This window comes from Endozoicomonas sp. Z74 (genome assembly GCF_057680865.1).
Window position 1 is genome coordinate 1 of record NZ_JBLYZI010000032.1, and the last position, 15,695, is coordinate 15,695.

Annotated in this window: 14 protein-coding genes; 5 read left to right on the top strand and 9 right to left on the bottom strand. The window is 51.4% G+C overall.

Annotated elements, in window-relative coordinates; translation table 11 throughout:
• Positions 1–281: 281 nt before the first annotated feature.
• The gene (locus ACNRUY_RS11320; protein WP_488111746.1) at positions 282–1,889 is read left to right on the top strand and encodes a hypothetical protein; all 1,608 of its coding nucleotides are present in this window, start codon (positions 282–284) and stop codon (positions 1,887–1,889) included.
• 242 nt (positions 1,890–2,131) lie between these two features.
• Here the strand turns inward: ACNRUY_RS11320 and ACNRUY_RS11325 are convergent, their stop codons facing one another.
• Together ACNRUY_RS11325 and ACNRUY_RS11330 are read right to left on the bottom strand one after the other, a co-directional pair.
• Positions 2,132–3,325: an MFS transporter gene (locus ACNRUY_RS11325; RefSeq protein ID WP_488111747.1), complete on the bottom strand. Its 1,194-nt coding sequence runs from the start codon at positions 3,323–3,325 to the stop codon at positions 2,132–2,134.
• A gap of 91 nt (positions 3,326–3,416) precedes the next feature.
• Positions 3,417–4,055, bottom strand: coding sequence for an SDR family oxidoreductase (locus ACNRUY_RS11330; protein ID WP_488111790.1), 639 nt, complete (start codon positions 4,053–4,055; stop codon positions 3,417–3,419).
• Positions 4,056–4,095: 40 nt separating this feature from the next.
• On the opposite strand from ACNRUY_RS11330, the gene ACNRUY_RS11335 reads away from it, so the two are divergent.
• The gene (locus ACNRUY_RS11335; RefSeq protein ID WP_488111748.1) at positions 4,096–5,025 is read left to right on the top strand and encodes a LysR family transcriptional regulator; all 930 of its coding nucleotides are present in this window, start codon (positions 4,096–4,098) and stop codon (positions 5,023–5,025) included.
• Positions 5,026–5,162: 137 nt separating this feature from the next.
• On the opposite strand, the gene yjgA is transcribed toward ACNRUY_RS11335, so the two are convergent.
• On the bottom strand, positions 5,163–5,696 hold the full coding sequence (gene yjgA / locus ACNRUY_RS11340) for a ribosome biogenesis factor YjgA (RefSeq protein ID WP_488111749.1): 534 nt from the start codon (positions 5,694–5,696) through the stop codon (positions 5,163–5,165).
• A 258-nt stretch (positions 5,697–5,954) separates the two neighbouring features.
• Between yjgA and pmbA the strand changes: the two genes are divergently transcribed.
• Positions 5,955–7,328, top strand: coding sequence for a metalloprotease PmbA (gene pmbA, locus ACNRUY_RS11345; protein ID WP_488111750.1), 1,374 nt, complete (start codon positions 5,955–5,957; stop codon positions 7,326–7,328).
• 53 nt (positions 7,329–7,381) lie between these two features.
• Here the strand turns inward: pmbA and mgtE are convergent, their stop codons facing one another.
• Genes mgtE through rapZ form a run of 3 tightly spaced genes read right to left on the bottom strand, consistent with a single transcriptional unit; the run spans position 7,382 to position 9,908 of the window.
• The gene (gene mgtE, locus ACNRUY_RS11350; RefSeq protein ID WP_488111751.1) at positions 7,382–8,740 is read right to left on the bottom strand and encodes a magnesium transporter; all 1,359 of its coding nucleotides are present in this window, start codon (positions 8,738–8,740) and stop codon (positions 7,382–7,384) included.
• A 5-nt stretch (positions 8,741–8,745) separates the two neighbouring features.
• Positions 8,746–9,015, bottom strand: coding sequence for an HPr family phosphocarrier protein (locus ACNRUY_RS11355; protein ID WP_488111752.1), 270 nt, complete (start codon positions 9,013–9,015; stop codon positions 8,746–8,748).
• A complete protein-coding gene (gene rapZ, locus ACNRUY_RS11360; protein WP_488111753.1) occupies positions 9,015–9,908 on the bottom strand; it encodes an RNase adapter RapZ in 894 nt (297 codons plus the stop codon). Before rapZ ends, ACNRUY_RS11355 begins: the two co-directional genes overlap by 1 nt.
• Positions 9,909–10,183: 275 nt before the next feature.
• On the opposite strand from rapZ, the gene ACNRUY_RS11365 reads away from it, so the two are divergent.
• Positions 10,184–11,248, top strand: coding sequence for a F0F1 ATP synthase subunit B family protein (locus ACNRUY_RS11365; protein WP_488111754.1), 1,065 nt, complete (start codon positions 10,184–10,186; stop codon positions 11,246–11,248).
• A 127-nt stretch (positions 11,249–11,375) separates the two neighbouring features.
• On the opposite strand, the gene ptsN is transcribed toward ACNRUY_RS11365, so the two are convergent.
• The 3 genes from ptsN to ACNRUY_RS11380 form a co-directional block, all read right to left on the bottom strand.
• Positions 11,376–11,831 (bottom strand): PTS IIA-like nitrogen regulatory protein PtsN, encoded by a 456-nt coding sequence (ptsN, locus tag ACNRUY_RS11370; protein ID WP_488111755.1) that lies wholly within the window; start codon positions 11,829–11,831, stop codon positions 11,376–11,378.
• 75 nt (positions 11,832–11,906) lie between these two features.
• Positions 11,907–12,218 carry a ribosome hibernation-promoting factor, HPF/YfiA family gene (hpf, locus tag ACNRUY_RS11375; RefSeq protein WP_488111756.1) on the bottom strand — a complete coding sequence of 104 codons (312 nt, stop codon included), beginning with the start codon at positions 12,216–12,218 and terminating at the stop codon, positions 11,907–11,909.
• Positions 12,219–12,336: 118 nt separating this feature from the next.
• Complete coding sequence (locus ACNRUY_RS11380; protein ID WP_488111757.1) at positions 12,337–13,824, bottom strand: RNA polymerase factor sigma-54; 1,488 nt, start codon at positions 13,822–13,824, stop codon at positions 12,337–12,339.
• 453 nt (positions 13,825–14,277) lie between these two features.
• On the opposite strand from ACNRUY_RS11380, the gene dcuC reads away from it, so the two are divergent.
• Positions 14,278–15,654: a C4-dicarboxylate transporter DcuC gene (gene dcuC / locus ACNRUY_RS11385; protein WP_488111758.1), complete on the top strand. Its 1,377-nt coding sequence runs from the start codon at positions 14,278–14,280 to the stop codon at positions 15,652–15,654.
• The last annotated feature ends 41 nt before the right edge of the window (positions 15,655–15,695 follow it).

Genomic DNA, 15,695 nt, shown 5'->3' on the forward strand with positions numbered 1-15,695 from the left:
GTGGTTAAACCCTGCCACTTTCAAGTAAGTTTTTGGTGGATTATCCACCAAAAATTGCAGGGGCTAGGCTGCTTTTGCGATCCCAAAAGATGAATTTATCAAATAGCTGGGGTTGTTCGCACCTTCCTAAGGGTAATAGATGTTCTTCTAAACTTGCAGTTCTTTCAGACCTGCATAGAGCTTCTTTTATGGTGTCTTTTCTCAAATGTCGAACGTGCATAAGACTGACTGTTTGTTTTCTGGTTGTATTCAGCGGTCAGGCATTGTCATCTGGTTTCAGGGTGATCATTGCAGATCGTTTCGAACTTGTTGAGGAAGAGGGGCGACTGTATTTACAGTCGATTCAGGATGAGCAGCCCTCCCTTTTTACCAGGGCTGTTCAATATAGCTCTTCTGTCTTAAGAAGAGGGCAGGATGCTTCTCAGGAGGAGAGAGTACCTGTTTATGAAGAAGGGTCTATTGCATTTGAGTATGATGCGGAAATCTATGGATACCGGCTGGTTGAAGAAAATGGAGAGACTTTTATTCGAACTCTTAATGAGCACGGAGAGAGTACCTATCAGTCGGCTTCTGATGTCGATACTAAAGTCATAATGGATATAAAGCCTAGTCCAGGGAAAGTTGTTATATGGCCCTCTTCGGGAGGAGATACTTATGAGATCGATTTAGATCAGTATGAAAGAATGCTGTCAGATGCATACTGGGATAGAATCAAATCCGTATTTGACCGACTACCGGGTCGTAGGGTTGAAGTAATCAATGATATGAGCTCGGGGGATTTGATATTTTTGGTTGCCGATATGCCCGTTCAAAAAGAGGGTGAGGCATCGAGAAATAAACCGTTTGGAATAAGAATGGAAAACTGGCTTCTTGTTCCTCAGTATGTCAAAAAAGTGCGTGAACATCATTTTGAAAAAGAGAAGACAGAATTAGATCTGACTCCGGTGAGTTTGAATGCTTTTATAACGGCAACTCGCTTGTCTGATTCTTATCCTGATGGTGCCAGAGACTTGAGTATCGTAGGATTGATGTCAGACATTGTGCTGACTTTTTTGACTCAGGCTCTGACCAATTACAGCCAGGGAAATGAGCAGTTCGAGGATTCATTGTTTGATGATACCATTATGCCTCTGGTGGCGTTTTGTGAAGGAGGCTCTTTTTTCCCGAAACAGGCTTCGGCTCGATTTTCCAGCAGTTATCAAGGAAAAAAAAGGGATGATATTGTTATTCATGATAGAGGGGGGCTTGATGAACGAAGACTCAATGAGTCTTGTAAAATGTCTGATTGGGAAAAATGTGGGCTTTGTCAATACACAACAAACCTTAAAAGCCGCCATCGTATTATGAGTGAGAATCAACTTTCTGCTGATTTGCGCAGTATTCTGGCACAGGATAAATGCAGCCCTATAAAATACAATAATCCCCGGTGCTGGCCGCTGTCAAAAAAGAGGTTCGTCAGATTAAGCATGAGAGATATAGATCGCCTACTGGGTAAAGGGGTTGGGCTTGGTGCTATCAAGTATCGGTCAGATGAAGATATAACGACACTGGTCAGTACTCCCCCTCCCTATTGTCGACCTCATAAAAAAGATGATGGTTCTGATGATGATCCTCACTCAGAGGGAGGGCAAAGTCGAAAAGCTTTTGTCATACAGCCTGTATTGACAAGTGGAAACCTCGGTTTTGCTCTTCCCCTTTATCCTTGTAAAGAAGGGGTGGGTAAACCTGCGAGCTTGTCTGAAAAGGACAGTATCTACAATTTGGATCATGATTCAGAGGAATATGATGGAGAGAGTACAGAAATAGCTTCTGTGATGGCACTTATGATGCTTGTTGTAAAGTCTGTGCTTTCTCTTCATGGCGCTGAAAGTCTGAATGATGCTTATTAAGGTGGTGATAATGATATTTCTTGGCTTGCAGGGGGGGGCTTGCAGAAAAAGAAAATGAAGTGGTTATTTATCCACCTTTATACGTAGTTAGGTCTGCTGTGTAAATTTCTCGATCAGGAGTGAACGCGTTGTGCTGAAGCATCAGGGTTGGGAAAATAGCTTGCTTAATCCTTGGTGGTGAAACAAGCAAGCTCTTTTTTTCCCAGCAGATATCCACGAAGCAAAGTAAGGACTGTTTATGATCAGCCGACAATGGCTTGAGGGCTGAAATCGTCACGAGTTCTTGCTTTGGCACCGTTTGCCCGGATGATAAGAAGCACTCCTATAACAGGAACCACTGCCGCGGCATAAGGAATCATGCCTGCCCCCAGGTGGCTGTCCAGCACCATCCCTCCGAGAAAGCCGCCAAAGGCATTGGCCAGATTAAATGCTGAGATGTTGGCGGTTGCAGCCAGCTCCTGGCCTTCGCCGCCATTGTTCATTACGCGAATCTGCATAGCGGGTACGTTGGCGAATGAAGCGATACCAAATACGAACGTTGCAGCCACGAACAAGACCGGGCTGCGAACGAGCAGGCCGACGGCAATCAGTGAGGCAATCATGGCCAGCGCCCAGAACAGAGAGGCTTTGGCCAGGTCTTTGTCGGCAGAGCGTCCACCCAGAGTGTTGCCAATAATCAGGCCAAAACCAACAATTACCAGGATCCAGGTGACCGCGCTTTCATCAAAGCCGGTGATGTGCAGTGCGATAGGCGCAATGTATCCATAGAGCGTCATAAAACCGGACCAGGCAAACACAGTGATGGCGAGGCTGAGCAGCAGCATGGGGTTTTTAAAGGCCATGAGCTGGGATTTGATGTTTTTGGCTTCGCTGTGTCCATCGGACTTGATGGAAGTGAGGATGGATACCATGGCGGTGATTCCAAACGCTGCAATGACCAGGAAGGTGTTGTGCCACCCGAATTCCAGGCTGATCCAGGTTCCGGCGGGAACGCCAAGGACATTGGCCAGCGTCAGTCCGGCAAACATCTGACCCACTGCGCGACCGGCCATTTTCTCAGAGACCAGATGGGTGGCGACAACAGCCCCGATGCCATAGAACGGTCCCTGGACAAGTCCGGTAATGATGCGGCTGATCAGCAGGATGGTGTAGTCAGGCGCGTAGGCGGAAAGAACATTGCCAATGATGAACAGTGCCATCAAAGCGGTCAGTACTGACTTTTTATTAAAGCGGGCCAGGTAAATGGTTAAAATGGGGCCGCCTACCACAATCGCCAGTGCGTAAGCGCTGATCAGGTAACCGGCCTGACCTTCCGTGATGGAGAGCGATGTGGCGATCTGGGGAAGAATTCCGGCAATGACAAACTCTGCGGTTCCGATGGCAAAGGCCGCCAGTGTCAATATCCATACCTGAAAGGGCATTGTTTCTTTTTTCATGATGATCTCTTTGTGGAAGCGGGGTAATAAGGCTTTCTATGATTGCCCTGATTGAAGGCTGAACGTCTGGTTCAAATTGTTGATCTGTCGTTTATTGGCCGGTGATGGCCTTGAAATAGGCCCGTGCAAGGTTTGAAACTGGGTCAGTCTGGCCATTGGTTGCATTGCTTATCGTAAGCTCCGGGCTTACCGCATTAATTCGGATGGGCGCCAATTCTTTTGCCAGCAGTTGGGTTGTGGCTTTCAATGCTGCGGTGATGGCTACTTTCGTAAAGCCGCAGGCAACACCTGTCTGGGGGAGTGTTCCTGTTGTGATTGTGATGGAGCCCTTTGGTTTGATGTACCGCGCGGCGTGCCTGGATGTCTGTATCGCTCCCCAGAATGCGGTATCAAAGTCTGCTTTTGCATCTTCAATACCTGTGTCCATCAGCTTTCCTGAAGCAGTGCATGACTCAGCGGTGATAATAAGATGATCGAATGCGCCAACGGTTTCAAAGTAGCGGCAGACGGCACTCTCGTCGCAGATGTCGAACCGGTTTTTACGGGTGGCTATATGTATCTCGCTGCTGTCGTCTTCAAATTGTTTTGCTACCGCTTCACCAAGTGCTGATGCGCCACTGGTGATGATATAAACTGTTTTTTCCTCGCTCATAATGGGCTCTGCTCTGGTTGTCCCCTGTTGATGCAGGCAATTATGCTTGTTCAGAAATAATTGATAATTGGGTGGAATTGGAAAATATTATTTGGTTTTAGTGAATAAAGGTGGGGTCGTGGATAAGTTTTCTGACATGGTGATGTTCGCCAATATTGTCAAGCACCAGGGCCTGGCAGCCGCTGGACGGGAGCTTGGGCTCTCTCCTGCGGCGATGACGGCACGACTTCAGGGACTTGAGGAAAGGTACGGTGTGAAACTGCTTAATCGCAGTACCCGGCGGGTGTCTTTATCGGACGCCGGTGAGCTTTACTACAAAGCCTGCATTGAGATACTGGAGAACGTCAATGAGCTCGAAAGCCTGATTCAGAATGGGGTGAAGGAGGTGAAGGGCCCACTGAAGATTGTGGCGCCCAGAGACATCGGAAAGCAATATATTCTGCCCATATTATCGGAGTTTACAGAGCAGCATAAAGACGTTGTGCCCTACCTGTATCTGAACGATCACCTGTCGAACATTGCTGAATCCGGTATGGATATTGTGATTCGCTATGGGGCGCTTGCAGACAGCAGCCTTATTTCCAGACGGCTGGCTCCAAGCCGTCGGGTGTTATGTGCCTCTCCGGACTACCTTGCCCGATTCGGAACACCATTAACACCGCAGGAGCTGGTTCAGCATCATTGCCTGGCAATGTTACGCAGTCATGAAGAGCTAAAGACATGGCATTTTCAGGACCAGGATAACAGGAAGTCCATTACCGTTAAGCCAAAGTATTTTTCCGATGACGGTGAGGTGATTCGGTACTGGGCGCTTCAGGGAAAAGGGATCGCGCTGAAATCCATCCTGGATGTTCAGGTTGATATAGACGAAATGCGCCTTGTAACGGTGCTTAACGGTTATATGAAGAACTTCAATGCATCCACATCGGTGTCCAGTGCTGACTTGAATGTGGTGTATATCAGCAAGCAGTATCAGCCAAAGCGTATTCGGCTGTTCCTGGATTTTCTTTTTGACCGGTTTGAAGAAATGATGAAGGGCAAAGAGTAAGGGGCCTGTTGCGCTTCGCTGTGCTCAGCAGCTACCTGCGATCTTCCAGGAGGGCTGTGTGGAAGCCCCCGGGTCGCCTCTTTACGCAGGTTGCAGATCAACAAAGTGAAGCGCAACATGAACCGAAACATAAAGAGCTACAGCTCATCCACTTCCCGAAGGTATTTAAACAGCTTTCTTGCGGCGGCGGGTGGCTTTTCCTGAGCCGCTTCCTTTTGGGCATTACGCACCAACTGGCGGATATGCTGGTGATCGGCATTGGGGTGCTTTTCCAGGTATTCCGTCAGGGCATTGTGGCCGTCGTTGATCAGGCGGTCACGCCATCTTTCCAGTTGATGAAAGTGGCGGTTAAATTCGTCGCTGGTGGCATCCAGGCGGTTCAGTAATTCGTTAACAGGGGCCATGTCCTGGTCATGCAACAGTTTGCCAATAAAGCCCAGGTGCCGTTTTCGGGCATTGTGGCTGTGAATGCGCTTGCTTTCATCCAAGGCTTCCCGCAGGCGTTCATTCAGGGGGAGCTTATCCAGTAGTGAGGGCTTAAGCTCCATAAGTCGAGCCCCAATGCGCTTAAGTTCATCCATATCCCGCTTCAGCTCAGATTTGCTGACGTAGATGATCTCTTCGGTCTCGTCTTCATCCCAGGCTTCAGGATGCTGGTGTTTTCTCGTCATAGCAGGTCAGCCAGTAAACGTTCTGAAAAAGTAAATGGGCTGCATTCTACTTCAGAATGCCGAGGGAATGGGATGTTTTTTTATTCAGAAAGCGCCGATGTTTCGGGCTCTTCAGCCCTTTTCAGGGGGACAAGAGTGAGCCTTGTTTTCTACCCAGGGCGGTCTGGGAGCGGTTTTATGGCAACGGCAGCAGGTGAAATCTTCTGGTATCAGGGGCACAATACCCCATAGACCAACAAAACAGATCGGGTGGAATTCATGGGCCAATCTTCCAATGCTGTACTGGATCCTCGAAGTGAAGAGGCGCGCCTGAAAGCGCTGGCTGGCGATATTGTTGAGGAAGCTGCCCGCCAGGGTGCAGATGCCTGTGAGGTGGGCATCAGCCTGGATGCCGGATTATCGGCCAGCGTGCGCATGGGGGATGTCGAAACCGTTGAGTTTAATCGTGACCAGGGCTTCGGGATTACGGTGTATCTTGGGCAGAAAAAAGGGTCGGCCAGTACCTCAGACAGCAGTGGCAAGGCCATTCGGGAAACGGTAAAAGCGGCCTGTGATATTGCCCGCTACGCTTCCGAAGATCCCTACGCCGGGCTGGCAGAGCCGGCACTGATGGCGGATGGCAGTCAGTTGCCTGATCTTGATCTTTATCACCCCTGGGGGGTTGATGCTGAGCAGGCCATCGATATTGCCCTGAAGTGCGAAGAGGCTGGCCGTACCTTCAGCAATAAAATTGTCAACTCTGACGGTGCCAGTGTATCAACCCATCAGGGCTGCCGGGTGTATGGCAACAGTCATGGTTTTGTGGGCAGTTATGTTTCCAGCCGGCACAGTCTGAGCGCCGTGTTGATCGGTCAGGAAGGGGAAGATATGCAGCGGGATTACTGGTACACGGTGGCCCGTGATGCCGGTGGTCTTGAGGAGGCGGCCCAGGTGGGCAGAACGGCGGCCGAACGAACCGTCAGGCGCCTGGGTGCCCGTAAAGTGGGTACGGCGGAAGTGCCGGTATTGTTTGCGCCGGATATGGCTTCCGGGCTGATTTCCCATTTTCTGGGGGCGATCAGTGGTGGCAGCCTCTACCGGCAGGCTTCATTTCTGCTGGATCACCTTGGTAAGCCGGTGTTTCCTGACTGGATGAGGATTCATGAGCAACCCCATCTGAAGAATCACATGGGCTCGGCCAGTTTTGATAATGACGGGCTGGCTACCCGGGCCAAGGACTTTATCTCGGGCGGTGTGCTTCAGAATTATATTCTGAGTACTTATTCAGGGCGCAAGCTGAACATGGACAGTACCGCCAATGCCGGAGGGGTGAATAATCTTTTTGTTGAAAGTACTGTTTCTGAAAAGACCGGCTCCCAGGAGGATTTGCTGAAACAAATGGGCACCGGTCTTCTGGTCACGGAACTGATGGGGCAGGGCGTGAATACGGTGACAGGGGATTACTCCAGGGGCGCAGGCGGTTTCTGGGTGGAGAACGGTGAAATTCAGTACCCGGTTTCAGAAGTGACCATTGCCGGGAACCTGAAAGACATTTATCAGAATATTGTGGCGGTGGGGGATGATGTGGACCGTCGGGGGAATGTGCAGACGGGATCGATTCTGGTCAGCGGTATGAAACTGGCTGGAGAGTGAGTTTGCGGGTTCCCACGCCGGGACCTTCAGGGTCTGAAAGCGTGGGAATCTCTTTAACCGTAAAAAAGCGTGGCCAGTCCCAGAAAGGAAAAGAAACCCACCACATCGGAAATCGTGGTCAGGATAATGCTGCCCGCCAGGGCCGGGTCAATATTCATGGACTTGAGCAGAACCGGCAGAGAAGCCCCGGTCATGACCGCTACGCTGAGATTAATGACCATGGCGCAGGCAATGACCAGAGAAATGACCGGGTCATCAAACCAGAACCAGGCGATGGCGGACACCAGGGCTGCCCAGAGCAGACCGTTCAGAAAGCCTGCCACCAGCTCCCTGCTCAGCAGCCACTTCAGGTTGGTCCTGCTGATTTGTCCCAGAGCCATCCCCCGGATTACCAGCGTTAATGCCTGGCTTCCGGCATTTCCCCCCATTCCGGCGACGATGGGCATCAGCACGGCCAGGGCCACCACTTTATCAATGGTTTCCTGAAACAGCCCGATCACAGAGGCGGCAATAAAGGCCGTGATCAGATTGATTCCCAGCCATACCGCCCGGCGCCGTGCGGTTCTCAGGGGAGGGGCAAAGGTGTCTTCGTCGTCGTCCAGACCGGCCATGCTCATCATGGAATGTTCGGCGTCTTCACGAATCACATCCACCACATCGTCAATGGTGATCCGGCCAAGCAGTTTGCCACTGTCATCCACCACCGGTGCAGAGATCAGGTCCTGACGCTCGAAGAGCTGAGCCACCTGGGTGTCTTCCATATCCGCAGGGATAGGGTCCAGATCGGTAAGCATCACCTCCCGGACGGTAGCTCCCGGGTCGGTGGTCAGCAACAGGGTTAATGGCAGACGGCCGATGTATTCGTCCCGTCGGTTGACCACCAGCAGGCTGTCGGTCATGTCCGGAATAGCTTCGTGGCGACGAAGGTAGCGCAGAACCACATCCACGGTATTACTGGGGCGAACCGTGATGGTGTCGGTGTTCATCAGCCCGCCGGCGGAATCTTCAGGATAAGACAGAACCGCTTCAACACGTTGGCGATCCTGGCTGTCCATGGAATCCAGCACTTTCCGGGTAATGGTGCCCGGGAGTTGCTGCAACAGGTCGGCGATGTCATCAACGTCCTGGCCTTCCGTGATGGCCCTGAGCTCGGCGACGTTCATCCGGTCCAGAAAAAACTGACGGACATCATCGCTCAGTTCCTGCAGGACATCCCCTTCCTGATCCCGGTCGATCAGTCGCCAGAGCAGACTGCGCAGTTTGGGGGGGGAGGACTCAAGCAGGTGGGCGGAGTCAGCCGGTGGCAGGCTGTTGAGCATAATGCGAAGCTCAGCCGAGACCCCGTGCTCCAGAGCATCATTGAGCTTTTTCAGCTCGGTTTCGCCAATGCTCAGTTGCAGTTGCTGGGCCATTGTCGTTATTCCTCTTCACCGAAAAAGTCGGCAATCAGCTCGCAGAGTGCCTGACAGGCCTCGTGTTCATCCTGGCCATCACAAAACAGCTCCAGTTGGGAACCCTGGCCTGCTGCCAGCATCATGATGGCCATGATGCTTTTGCCATCTACCTTGCGACCTTTGTAGCCCACCTGGATCTGGCTGGTAAAGGCAGAGGAGGTGGAGACAAATTTCGAAGCAGCCCTGGCATGAAGGCCAAGCTTGTTAATGATCGTCACCTGCTGGGTAATCATTATTCAGGAAGCTCCCTGTGCCGGACCTGCACGCGCTCAAGCTGTCCGGCAAATAGTTCGCCCAGGCATTTGCTGATGTAGACGGAGCGATGTTGCCCGCCGGTGCAACCAATGGCAATGGTCATGTAGCTGCGCTGGGCCGATTCAAAACGGGGTAGCCATTTCTCTATAAATTTCCGGATATCCCCCAGCATGTCAATGACCTCGGGCTCATTTTTCAGGAAATCCTGAACCGGTTGCTCCAGGCCGGTATGGGCTCGCAGGGATTCGACCCAGAAGGGGTTGGGCAGGCAGCGGACATCAAAAATAAAATCGGCATCGGAAGGCACGCCGTGCTTGAAACCAAAAGACTGAAAAAGAACGGTCATGCTGTTGCTGGCACTGCCCAGAACTTCCTGACGAACCCGTTCCCGGATCTGATGAACTGAAAGAGAGGAGGTATCAAAGCGAATATCCGCCTCAGCCAGAATGGGGGAGAGCAACTGTTTCTCCTGCTTGATCGCCTCTCTCAGGGAGGTGGTTTCATCGCTGATCGGGTGCTTTCTGCGGGTGGAGCTGTAACGCTTGATCAGTTGTTCATCACCGGCATCCAGGTACAGAACCTGACACTGAATCCCCTTTTTTTCCAGGTCTTCCAGATAGCCGGGGAACTGCTCAAGGGCTCCGGGAACGTTGCGCACATCAATGCTGACGGCCATTCCCGGAGGCTCGCTCTGGCCCTCCTGGCTGCTCTCCTGTAAAGCATCCTGGTGATAAGCCCTGAGGGTGTCTGGCAGCTGGTTGAGCATGTTGGCGGGCAGGTTATCCACACAGTAAAACCCTTCATCTTCCAGGGTATGCAGTGCAGAGCTTTTACCTGAGCCGGAACGCCCGCTGATGATGATGAGCTTCATGAAAGTTCCCTTCTGCTGTCTTTATGACTGTTTATGGGCCGTATTATTGGGGCTGGCAGCCATAGGATAGCTGTATTTTATGATGATCGCGTGACCGGGGGAAGGCGTGGGGAAAAGTAGGGCGGGCAGATTCGTTAGTGGTAGTAACACCCCTGTTATCCATTTCTGTGAATGTTATCCGTATTGTTTGGTCTTAATTCGAAGCAGAGGGGCTTTATGGGTTGTCCATAGATCCAGGATGTTTTGAATAAATCACTTTATAAAGGAGATAGGTTATGGACGCGAATACATCAGTTATGAAATTGGATATTTTAGATGACACTTCAAGTTTGAGCAGTGGTTATGGTACTGGCGATTCAAGTGCAGCAAGTACCCCGACAGGAGAAGAAAACGCTGTTTTTTTTAGATCTGAAACGGGTGCTAAAAAAGTAGTCAAAGAAGAAAGCCCTAAAACCAAGTTGATCCCTAATAAATGGGTTGTCAATTGCACTATGGATATGGAAACAGAAGTGGCTCTCGAGCCAAAGAGCTTGAAGGAGCGGATCGTAGCAGTGCTGTTAAGTCCGATTAACTGGATTATTGAGAAGATCAAGGGTAAGCCAGAGGCTGTCTCCTATGCAAATGGGAGTGGTTACGCTGCTACAGAATTCCGATTTTCTGAGGCAACGGCCAGTCGACCTGCTCTTAAAAGTGATTACTCATATCAGTATCCTAGGGCTGAAATGTCAGATGAAAGCTTGACAGTTCGTGATCCGAACCAGGTAAGTATCACTATTACTGATGCTGACGGTGAAGGGCGAGAGGTGGATTTTGTCAGTGTCCGAAACCCTGAGATGTCCGAAGAGGAATACAGGCGAAGAATGGAGGCCTTGGAGCATTTCAATGCGAAGCTTGCTTCAGCTGAGAAAGCAAGAGATGAAAAGCTGGAGGCTATCAAGGAAGATGCAAAGGCTATGCATGACAAAGGCCTGAACAGACGACAGTTTAACCTGAAAGAGTCCAGTCAGGCCCATGAGATGAGAAGTGAACATGCTCAGGCGCGTATGGAGGATGCTAATGACAGGCGGGAGAAACACCTTGAGGGTATAAGAGAAAAGCAAAGAAAAGCAGCTGAGAAAAGGGATGCTATTCGGCAAAAGGCTGCTGAACGCAAGAAGCAGGCGACCCCTGAGGTTGAGGCTCTTAAGAGTAATATAAGTGCATTAGCCGTTGAAAACATGAAGCTTGCACAGCAAAACCAGCAGGTATTGACCAAGCTTGATCAGATAGTTGAAGCCTCGGCACCTAAAAAGGGTGTTGGATCAATGCTGGCCAATATTGTTAGTTACTTTGTTGGTTGATTGGTCTAGTTGTTTCATTGAGTGTCTGCATGCTAAATCATGCGGCTCTTAGAATACTGACCTAGGTAAAAAGCCCCCACTTCAGTACTGGATTGTTGTGGGGGTTTTGCTTTGCTGTTCCCAATGCTCATGCTGGGGCAGCGGTCAAGTATTGATACAGCGCCTGCGCATCTTCAGTCGCTCGCAACTCCCCAAGCAATGACTCTGATTGAAAACGCTCCGCCAGAGCCCTGAGAATATCCAGGTGCTCCTGGTTCTCCCCTTCCGGTACAATCAGGGCAAAGACCAGATCCACTGGTTTCCGGTCCACCGCATCATAATCCACTGGCTCATCCAGCCGCATAAACAACCCGATGGGTTCCGGGCAGGCTTTGCAGCGGCAGTGGGGGATGGCAATACCATTGCCCAGGCCTGTGGTGCCCAGTCGCTCCCGGGCAATCAGTGCCTCAAACAGCTCCTTGGCATTGATGGCAGGCACTTCGCTGCTGATGCGTTCGGCAATAAATTCAAGGATTTTTTTCTTGCTGACCCCGTGCACACCGTGAAAGGTGCGCCCGGGAGTAAGGATGTGATTAATGATCATACACTCTTTATTGAAGAGACCGGATAGTGGGGCTGGTCAGACGACAAGATTCGGGTCGCTTCGGGGCGTCTTGGATTAAAGCCGCCCACTGGCTCCCTGCATCCGACCCAGCGTTTTTTCCTTGTGCTTGACCAGCTGCCGGTCAAGCCTGTCCGACAATTGGTCAATGGCGGCGTACATGTCTTCATTCTCTGCGGTGGCGTTGATATCGGCTCCACGGGTATGCAGAACCGCTTCTGCCTTGTGGACCAGCTTCTCTACACTCAGAGTCACCTGTACATTGGTGATATTGTCAAAGTGGGCGCCCAGACGTTCCAGTTTCTTGGCGACGTAGTCGTGCAGAGCTTCTGTTACCTCGACATGATGTCCACTGATGTTGACTTGCATGTAACGCTCTCCTGATCCCATTTCCAGATGTTTACCAGTGCGCGGGATTTTCGTACTGGCTGTATTATGGATTTTAACACTCTCCCTGCTGCTTGCGATGCCCTGGGGCAAAAAAACATCAGGGCACCAGTTGCTTTCGCTCATTAGAGGGTGGCAGGTTCATGGATTCGCGGTATTTGGCGATGGTCCGTCTGGCCACTTTTATCCCCTGTTCTCCCAGCAGGCTGGCAATTTTATTATCGCTCAAGGGTTTACGGGTATTTTCTTCCGCAATCAGCTTTCGAATATGGGCCCGGATGGCCGTTGATGAACACTCTCCTCCGGATGCCGTACTGACATGGCTGGAGAAAAAGTACTTCAGTTCATAGACCCCACGAGGGGTGTGCATGTATTTCTGGGTGGTCACCCGGGAGATCGTAGACTCATGCATGCCAACGGCTTCGGCGATATCGGCCAGTACCAGAGGCTTCATGGCCTCGTCACCGTGTTCCAGAAAGTCCTGCTGGTAAGCGATGATCTGACTGGCCACTTTCATCAGAGTTTCATTCCGGCTCTGAAGGTTTTTCAGGAACCATCGGGCTTCCTGAAGATGGTTTTTCATGAAGACGTTATCACGACTGCTGTTGGCCCGCTGTACCATGGAGGCGTAATTGTTGTTGATGCGCAGTTTAGGCAGAGCGTCGGAGTTCAGTTCCACCACCCAGCGGTTTTTTTCCTTGCGCACGGATATGTCAGGGACCACATACTCTGCCTCGGAAGGATCGATTACGTTGCCGGGCTTGGGCGTCAGACTCTGGATCAGGCCAAGCGCCTCGCGCAGCTGATCTTCCTTGAGCTTGGTTTTGCGCATGATCTGAGCATAATCTCTGGCCCCCAGGGCTTCAAGATGCTGCTGAATCAGTTTTTCGGCATTCTGGTAATGGGGGGTATCGTCTGGCAGTTGCTGCAGCTGAACCAGCAGGCACTCTTTCAGATCACTGCTGGCGCAGCCAATGGGGTCAAACTGCTGAATGCGGTGCTGAAGCACCTTCAGTTCTTCCAGGTCCAGTTCTTCCAGCTGGCTCTGCAGGGAGACATAGAGTTCATCCATGCTGCAGGTTAGATAGCCATCGGGATTGACCGCTTCGATAATGGCCAGGCCCAGCAGACGGTCCCGGTCGCTCATCGGGGCCATATCCAGCTGCCATTGAAGATGATCCTGAAGGGATTCCACGGTTTTGGAGCGGGAGAGGGGGTCGTATTCATCATCGCCACTGGCGGCAGGCAGGCTGGAATACACCTCGTCCCAGGCTGAGTCGACGGGCAGCTCGTTGGGAATGTTGTCTGCCCATTCCGCCATTTCCTGGGGCTGAGGCTCGATGGTGGTTTCGCTCAGATCCACCAGCTCTTCCTTGCCTCCGGAATCCGCTGCGTTGTCTGCTGTTGCGTCGGCAGCGGAATCACTGGCCTGGTTATCCTCTGCTTCCAGCATGGGATTGGATTCCAGGGCTTCCTGGATTTCATGCTGAAGGTCCAGCGTGGATAGTTGTAGCAGCCGGATGGCCTGCTGCAGCTGGGGAGTCATGGTCAGCTGCTGGCCCATCTTGAGCTGTAAAGAAGGCTTCATAGGGCAACCGTATACCTTTACTTCGTTGTCCGCTGGAGACCGTAACACCTTTTCGCCTGATTCAGCAGTCCAGTCCCAATGACTGTCAGTCAGCTTATTCAGACCGCCGGTGTCTGGTCAGTATTAGCACGGATGCTTTTGCGACCACTCTCCATGTGTGGCTGATTATAAACCCATAGTCAGGCCCGAAAAAAGTTGTATGAGCAAAAATAGAGATAAAAAAGTGTCATGAATACCCTGTTTTGGAGAGAAGACCTCAGGGAAGTTTCCGCCCGGATAACAGCGATGGGTTCTTCCTGCAGGGCGCTATCAGCGCTATCCACGGCGGAAATGAGAGTTACCCCGATAGCTTTTTTTTAAGTTGAGGCAATAACCCATTGGATTGATTTCGATCAATTACAAACGATAGTCCAAAAAATAGCCTGCCCGTCAATTTAAGATGATGGGAATCCCATGGATATTTTAATCGTTATACCAATTGTGGCGCTGGTGGTGTATGCCATCGTGAAAAATTTTAGTGCCTCGGCCTCTCTTGCCCTTGCGGGCATTGTTCTCCTGAGCGCTGCTGCTCTTATGGGGATCAAGGACATTCTGCCGGCAGACAAGGCAACCGGGTTTATGCCTTTTGATCTGTTTCAGCTGATGAACACGGTGTTCAGTTATCGGATGGCCAGTCTTGGCCTGACGATTATGGCCTGTGGGGGCTTTGCCACTTATATGTCACACATTGGTGCCTCAGAAGCGCTGGTTCGCCTTGCGGTCAAGCCGATCAGCCGTTTCCGGTCTCCTTATGTAGTGCTGGCTCTGTGCTATCTGCTCAGTGTCGTATTGCAGATGTTTGTCACCTCTGCCACCGGGCTGGGTTTGCTGCTGATGGTCACTCTATATCCGGTGTTGAGAAACATTGGTCTGAGCCCAGCTTCTGCCGTTGCTGTGATTGCCTCTCCTGCAGCGTTTGAAATCGGTGTGACCCAGGTGAATGCGAACTTTGCCGCCAGTCAGTCCGGACTGGATATTACCGAGTACTTCCTGGGATACCAGGCCTGGGTGACGGTACCTATGGCTTTGCTGGCTGCGGCACTGCACTTTTTCTGGCAGCGTCGCTGTGACCTGAAGGAAGGGTACATTGCTGCTGAGCACGTAGGTGAAGGGCTTGAATCCTCTGATGGTAAGGCGGATAAACCCGCAGCCCCCGGGTTTTACGCGCTGCTGCCGATGATTCCGTTTGCCTTGTTGCTGACGTTTTCCAAAATGATGGTTTCTTCCATCAAGATGAATCTGGTCATGGCCATGTTGATCAGTGTGTTTGCTGGCATCTTATGCGAGCTGCTGCGTTCAAGAAAGGTGAAAGAGTCTCTCGAAGGGTTCGATAAATTTCTCAGCGGCATGGGGGCTGTTTTCGGTCCTGTGGTTGGCCTGATTATCGGTGCTGAGATATTCGCAACCGGCCTGAAGCACATTGGTGCTATCGACTCATTGCTGGGATCGGCCCAGGGGCTGGGTATTGGCGCTGAGGCCATGGCCATTTTCATGGCGGTGCTTATTGCGGTATCGGCCATCATGATGGGGTCTGGTAATGCCGCTTTCCTGTCCTTTGCTACCCTGGCGCCGGATGTGGCAAAAAGCTTTGGTGTGCCTGCGGTGACCATGTTACTGCCCATGAACTTTGCCGCTTCTATGGGGCGCTCCATGTCGCCGATTGCTGCGGTGGTGATCGCCTGTGCGGGGATTGCAAAAATATCGCCGTTTGAAGTGGTGAAGCGCACATCGGTACCGATGATCGGCGCGTTCCTTTTGGGGATTGTGTTGCACGTTATTTTGTTTGTGTAACGTTCATTGCCACCTGAACCGGCCGTATTCTGGGGGGTAAC

Bases quoted from the DNA above. Each gene is read 5' to 3' on its own strand.
- ACNRUY_RS11325 (WP_488111747.1), bottom strand. From the start codon at position 3,325: ATGAAAAAAGAAACAATGCCCTTTCAGGTATGGATATTGACACTGGCG.
- yjgA (WP_488111749.1), bottom strand. From the start codon at position 5,696: ATGACGAGAAAACACCAGCATCCTGAAGCCTGGGATGAAGACGAGACC.
- pmbA (WP_488111750.1), top strand. From the start codon at position 5,955: ATGGGCCAATCTTCCAATGCTGTACTGGATCCTCGAAGTGAAGAGGCG.
- mgtE (WP_488111751.1), bottom strand. From the start codon at position 8,740: ATGGCCCAGCAACTGCAACTGAGCATTGGCGAAACCGAGCTGAAAAAG.
- ACNRUY_RS11355 (WP_488111752.1), bottom strand. From the start codon at position 9,015: ATGATTACCCAGCAGGTGACGATCATTAACAAGCTTGGCCTTCATGCC.
- rapZ (WP_488111753.1), bottom strand. From the start codon at position 9,908: ATGAAGCTCATCATCATCAGCGGGCGTTCCGGCTCAGGTAAAAGCTCT.
- ACNRUY_RS11365 (WP_488111754.1), top strand. From the start codon at position 10,184: ATGGACGCGAATACATCAGTTATGAAATTGGATATTTTAGATGACACT.
- ptsN (WP_488111755.1), bottom strand. From the start codon at position 11,831: ATGATCATTAATCACATCCTTACTCCCGGGCGCACCTTTCACGGTGTG.
- hpf (WP_488111756.1), bottom strand. From the start codon at position 12,218: ATGCAAGTCAACATCAGTGGACATCATGTCGAGGTAACAGAAGCTCTG.
- ACNRUY_RS11380 (WP_488111757.1), bottom strand. From the start codon at position 13,824: ATGAAGCCTTCTTTACAGCTCAAGATGGGCCAGCAGCTGACCATGACT.
- dcuC (WP_488111758.1), top strand. From the start codon at position 14,278: ATGGATATTTTAATCGTTATACCAATTGTGGCGCTGGTGGTGTATGCC.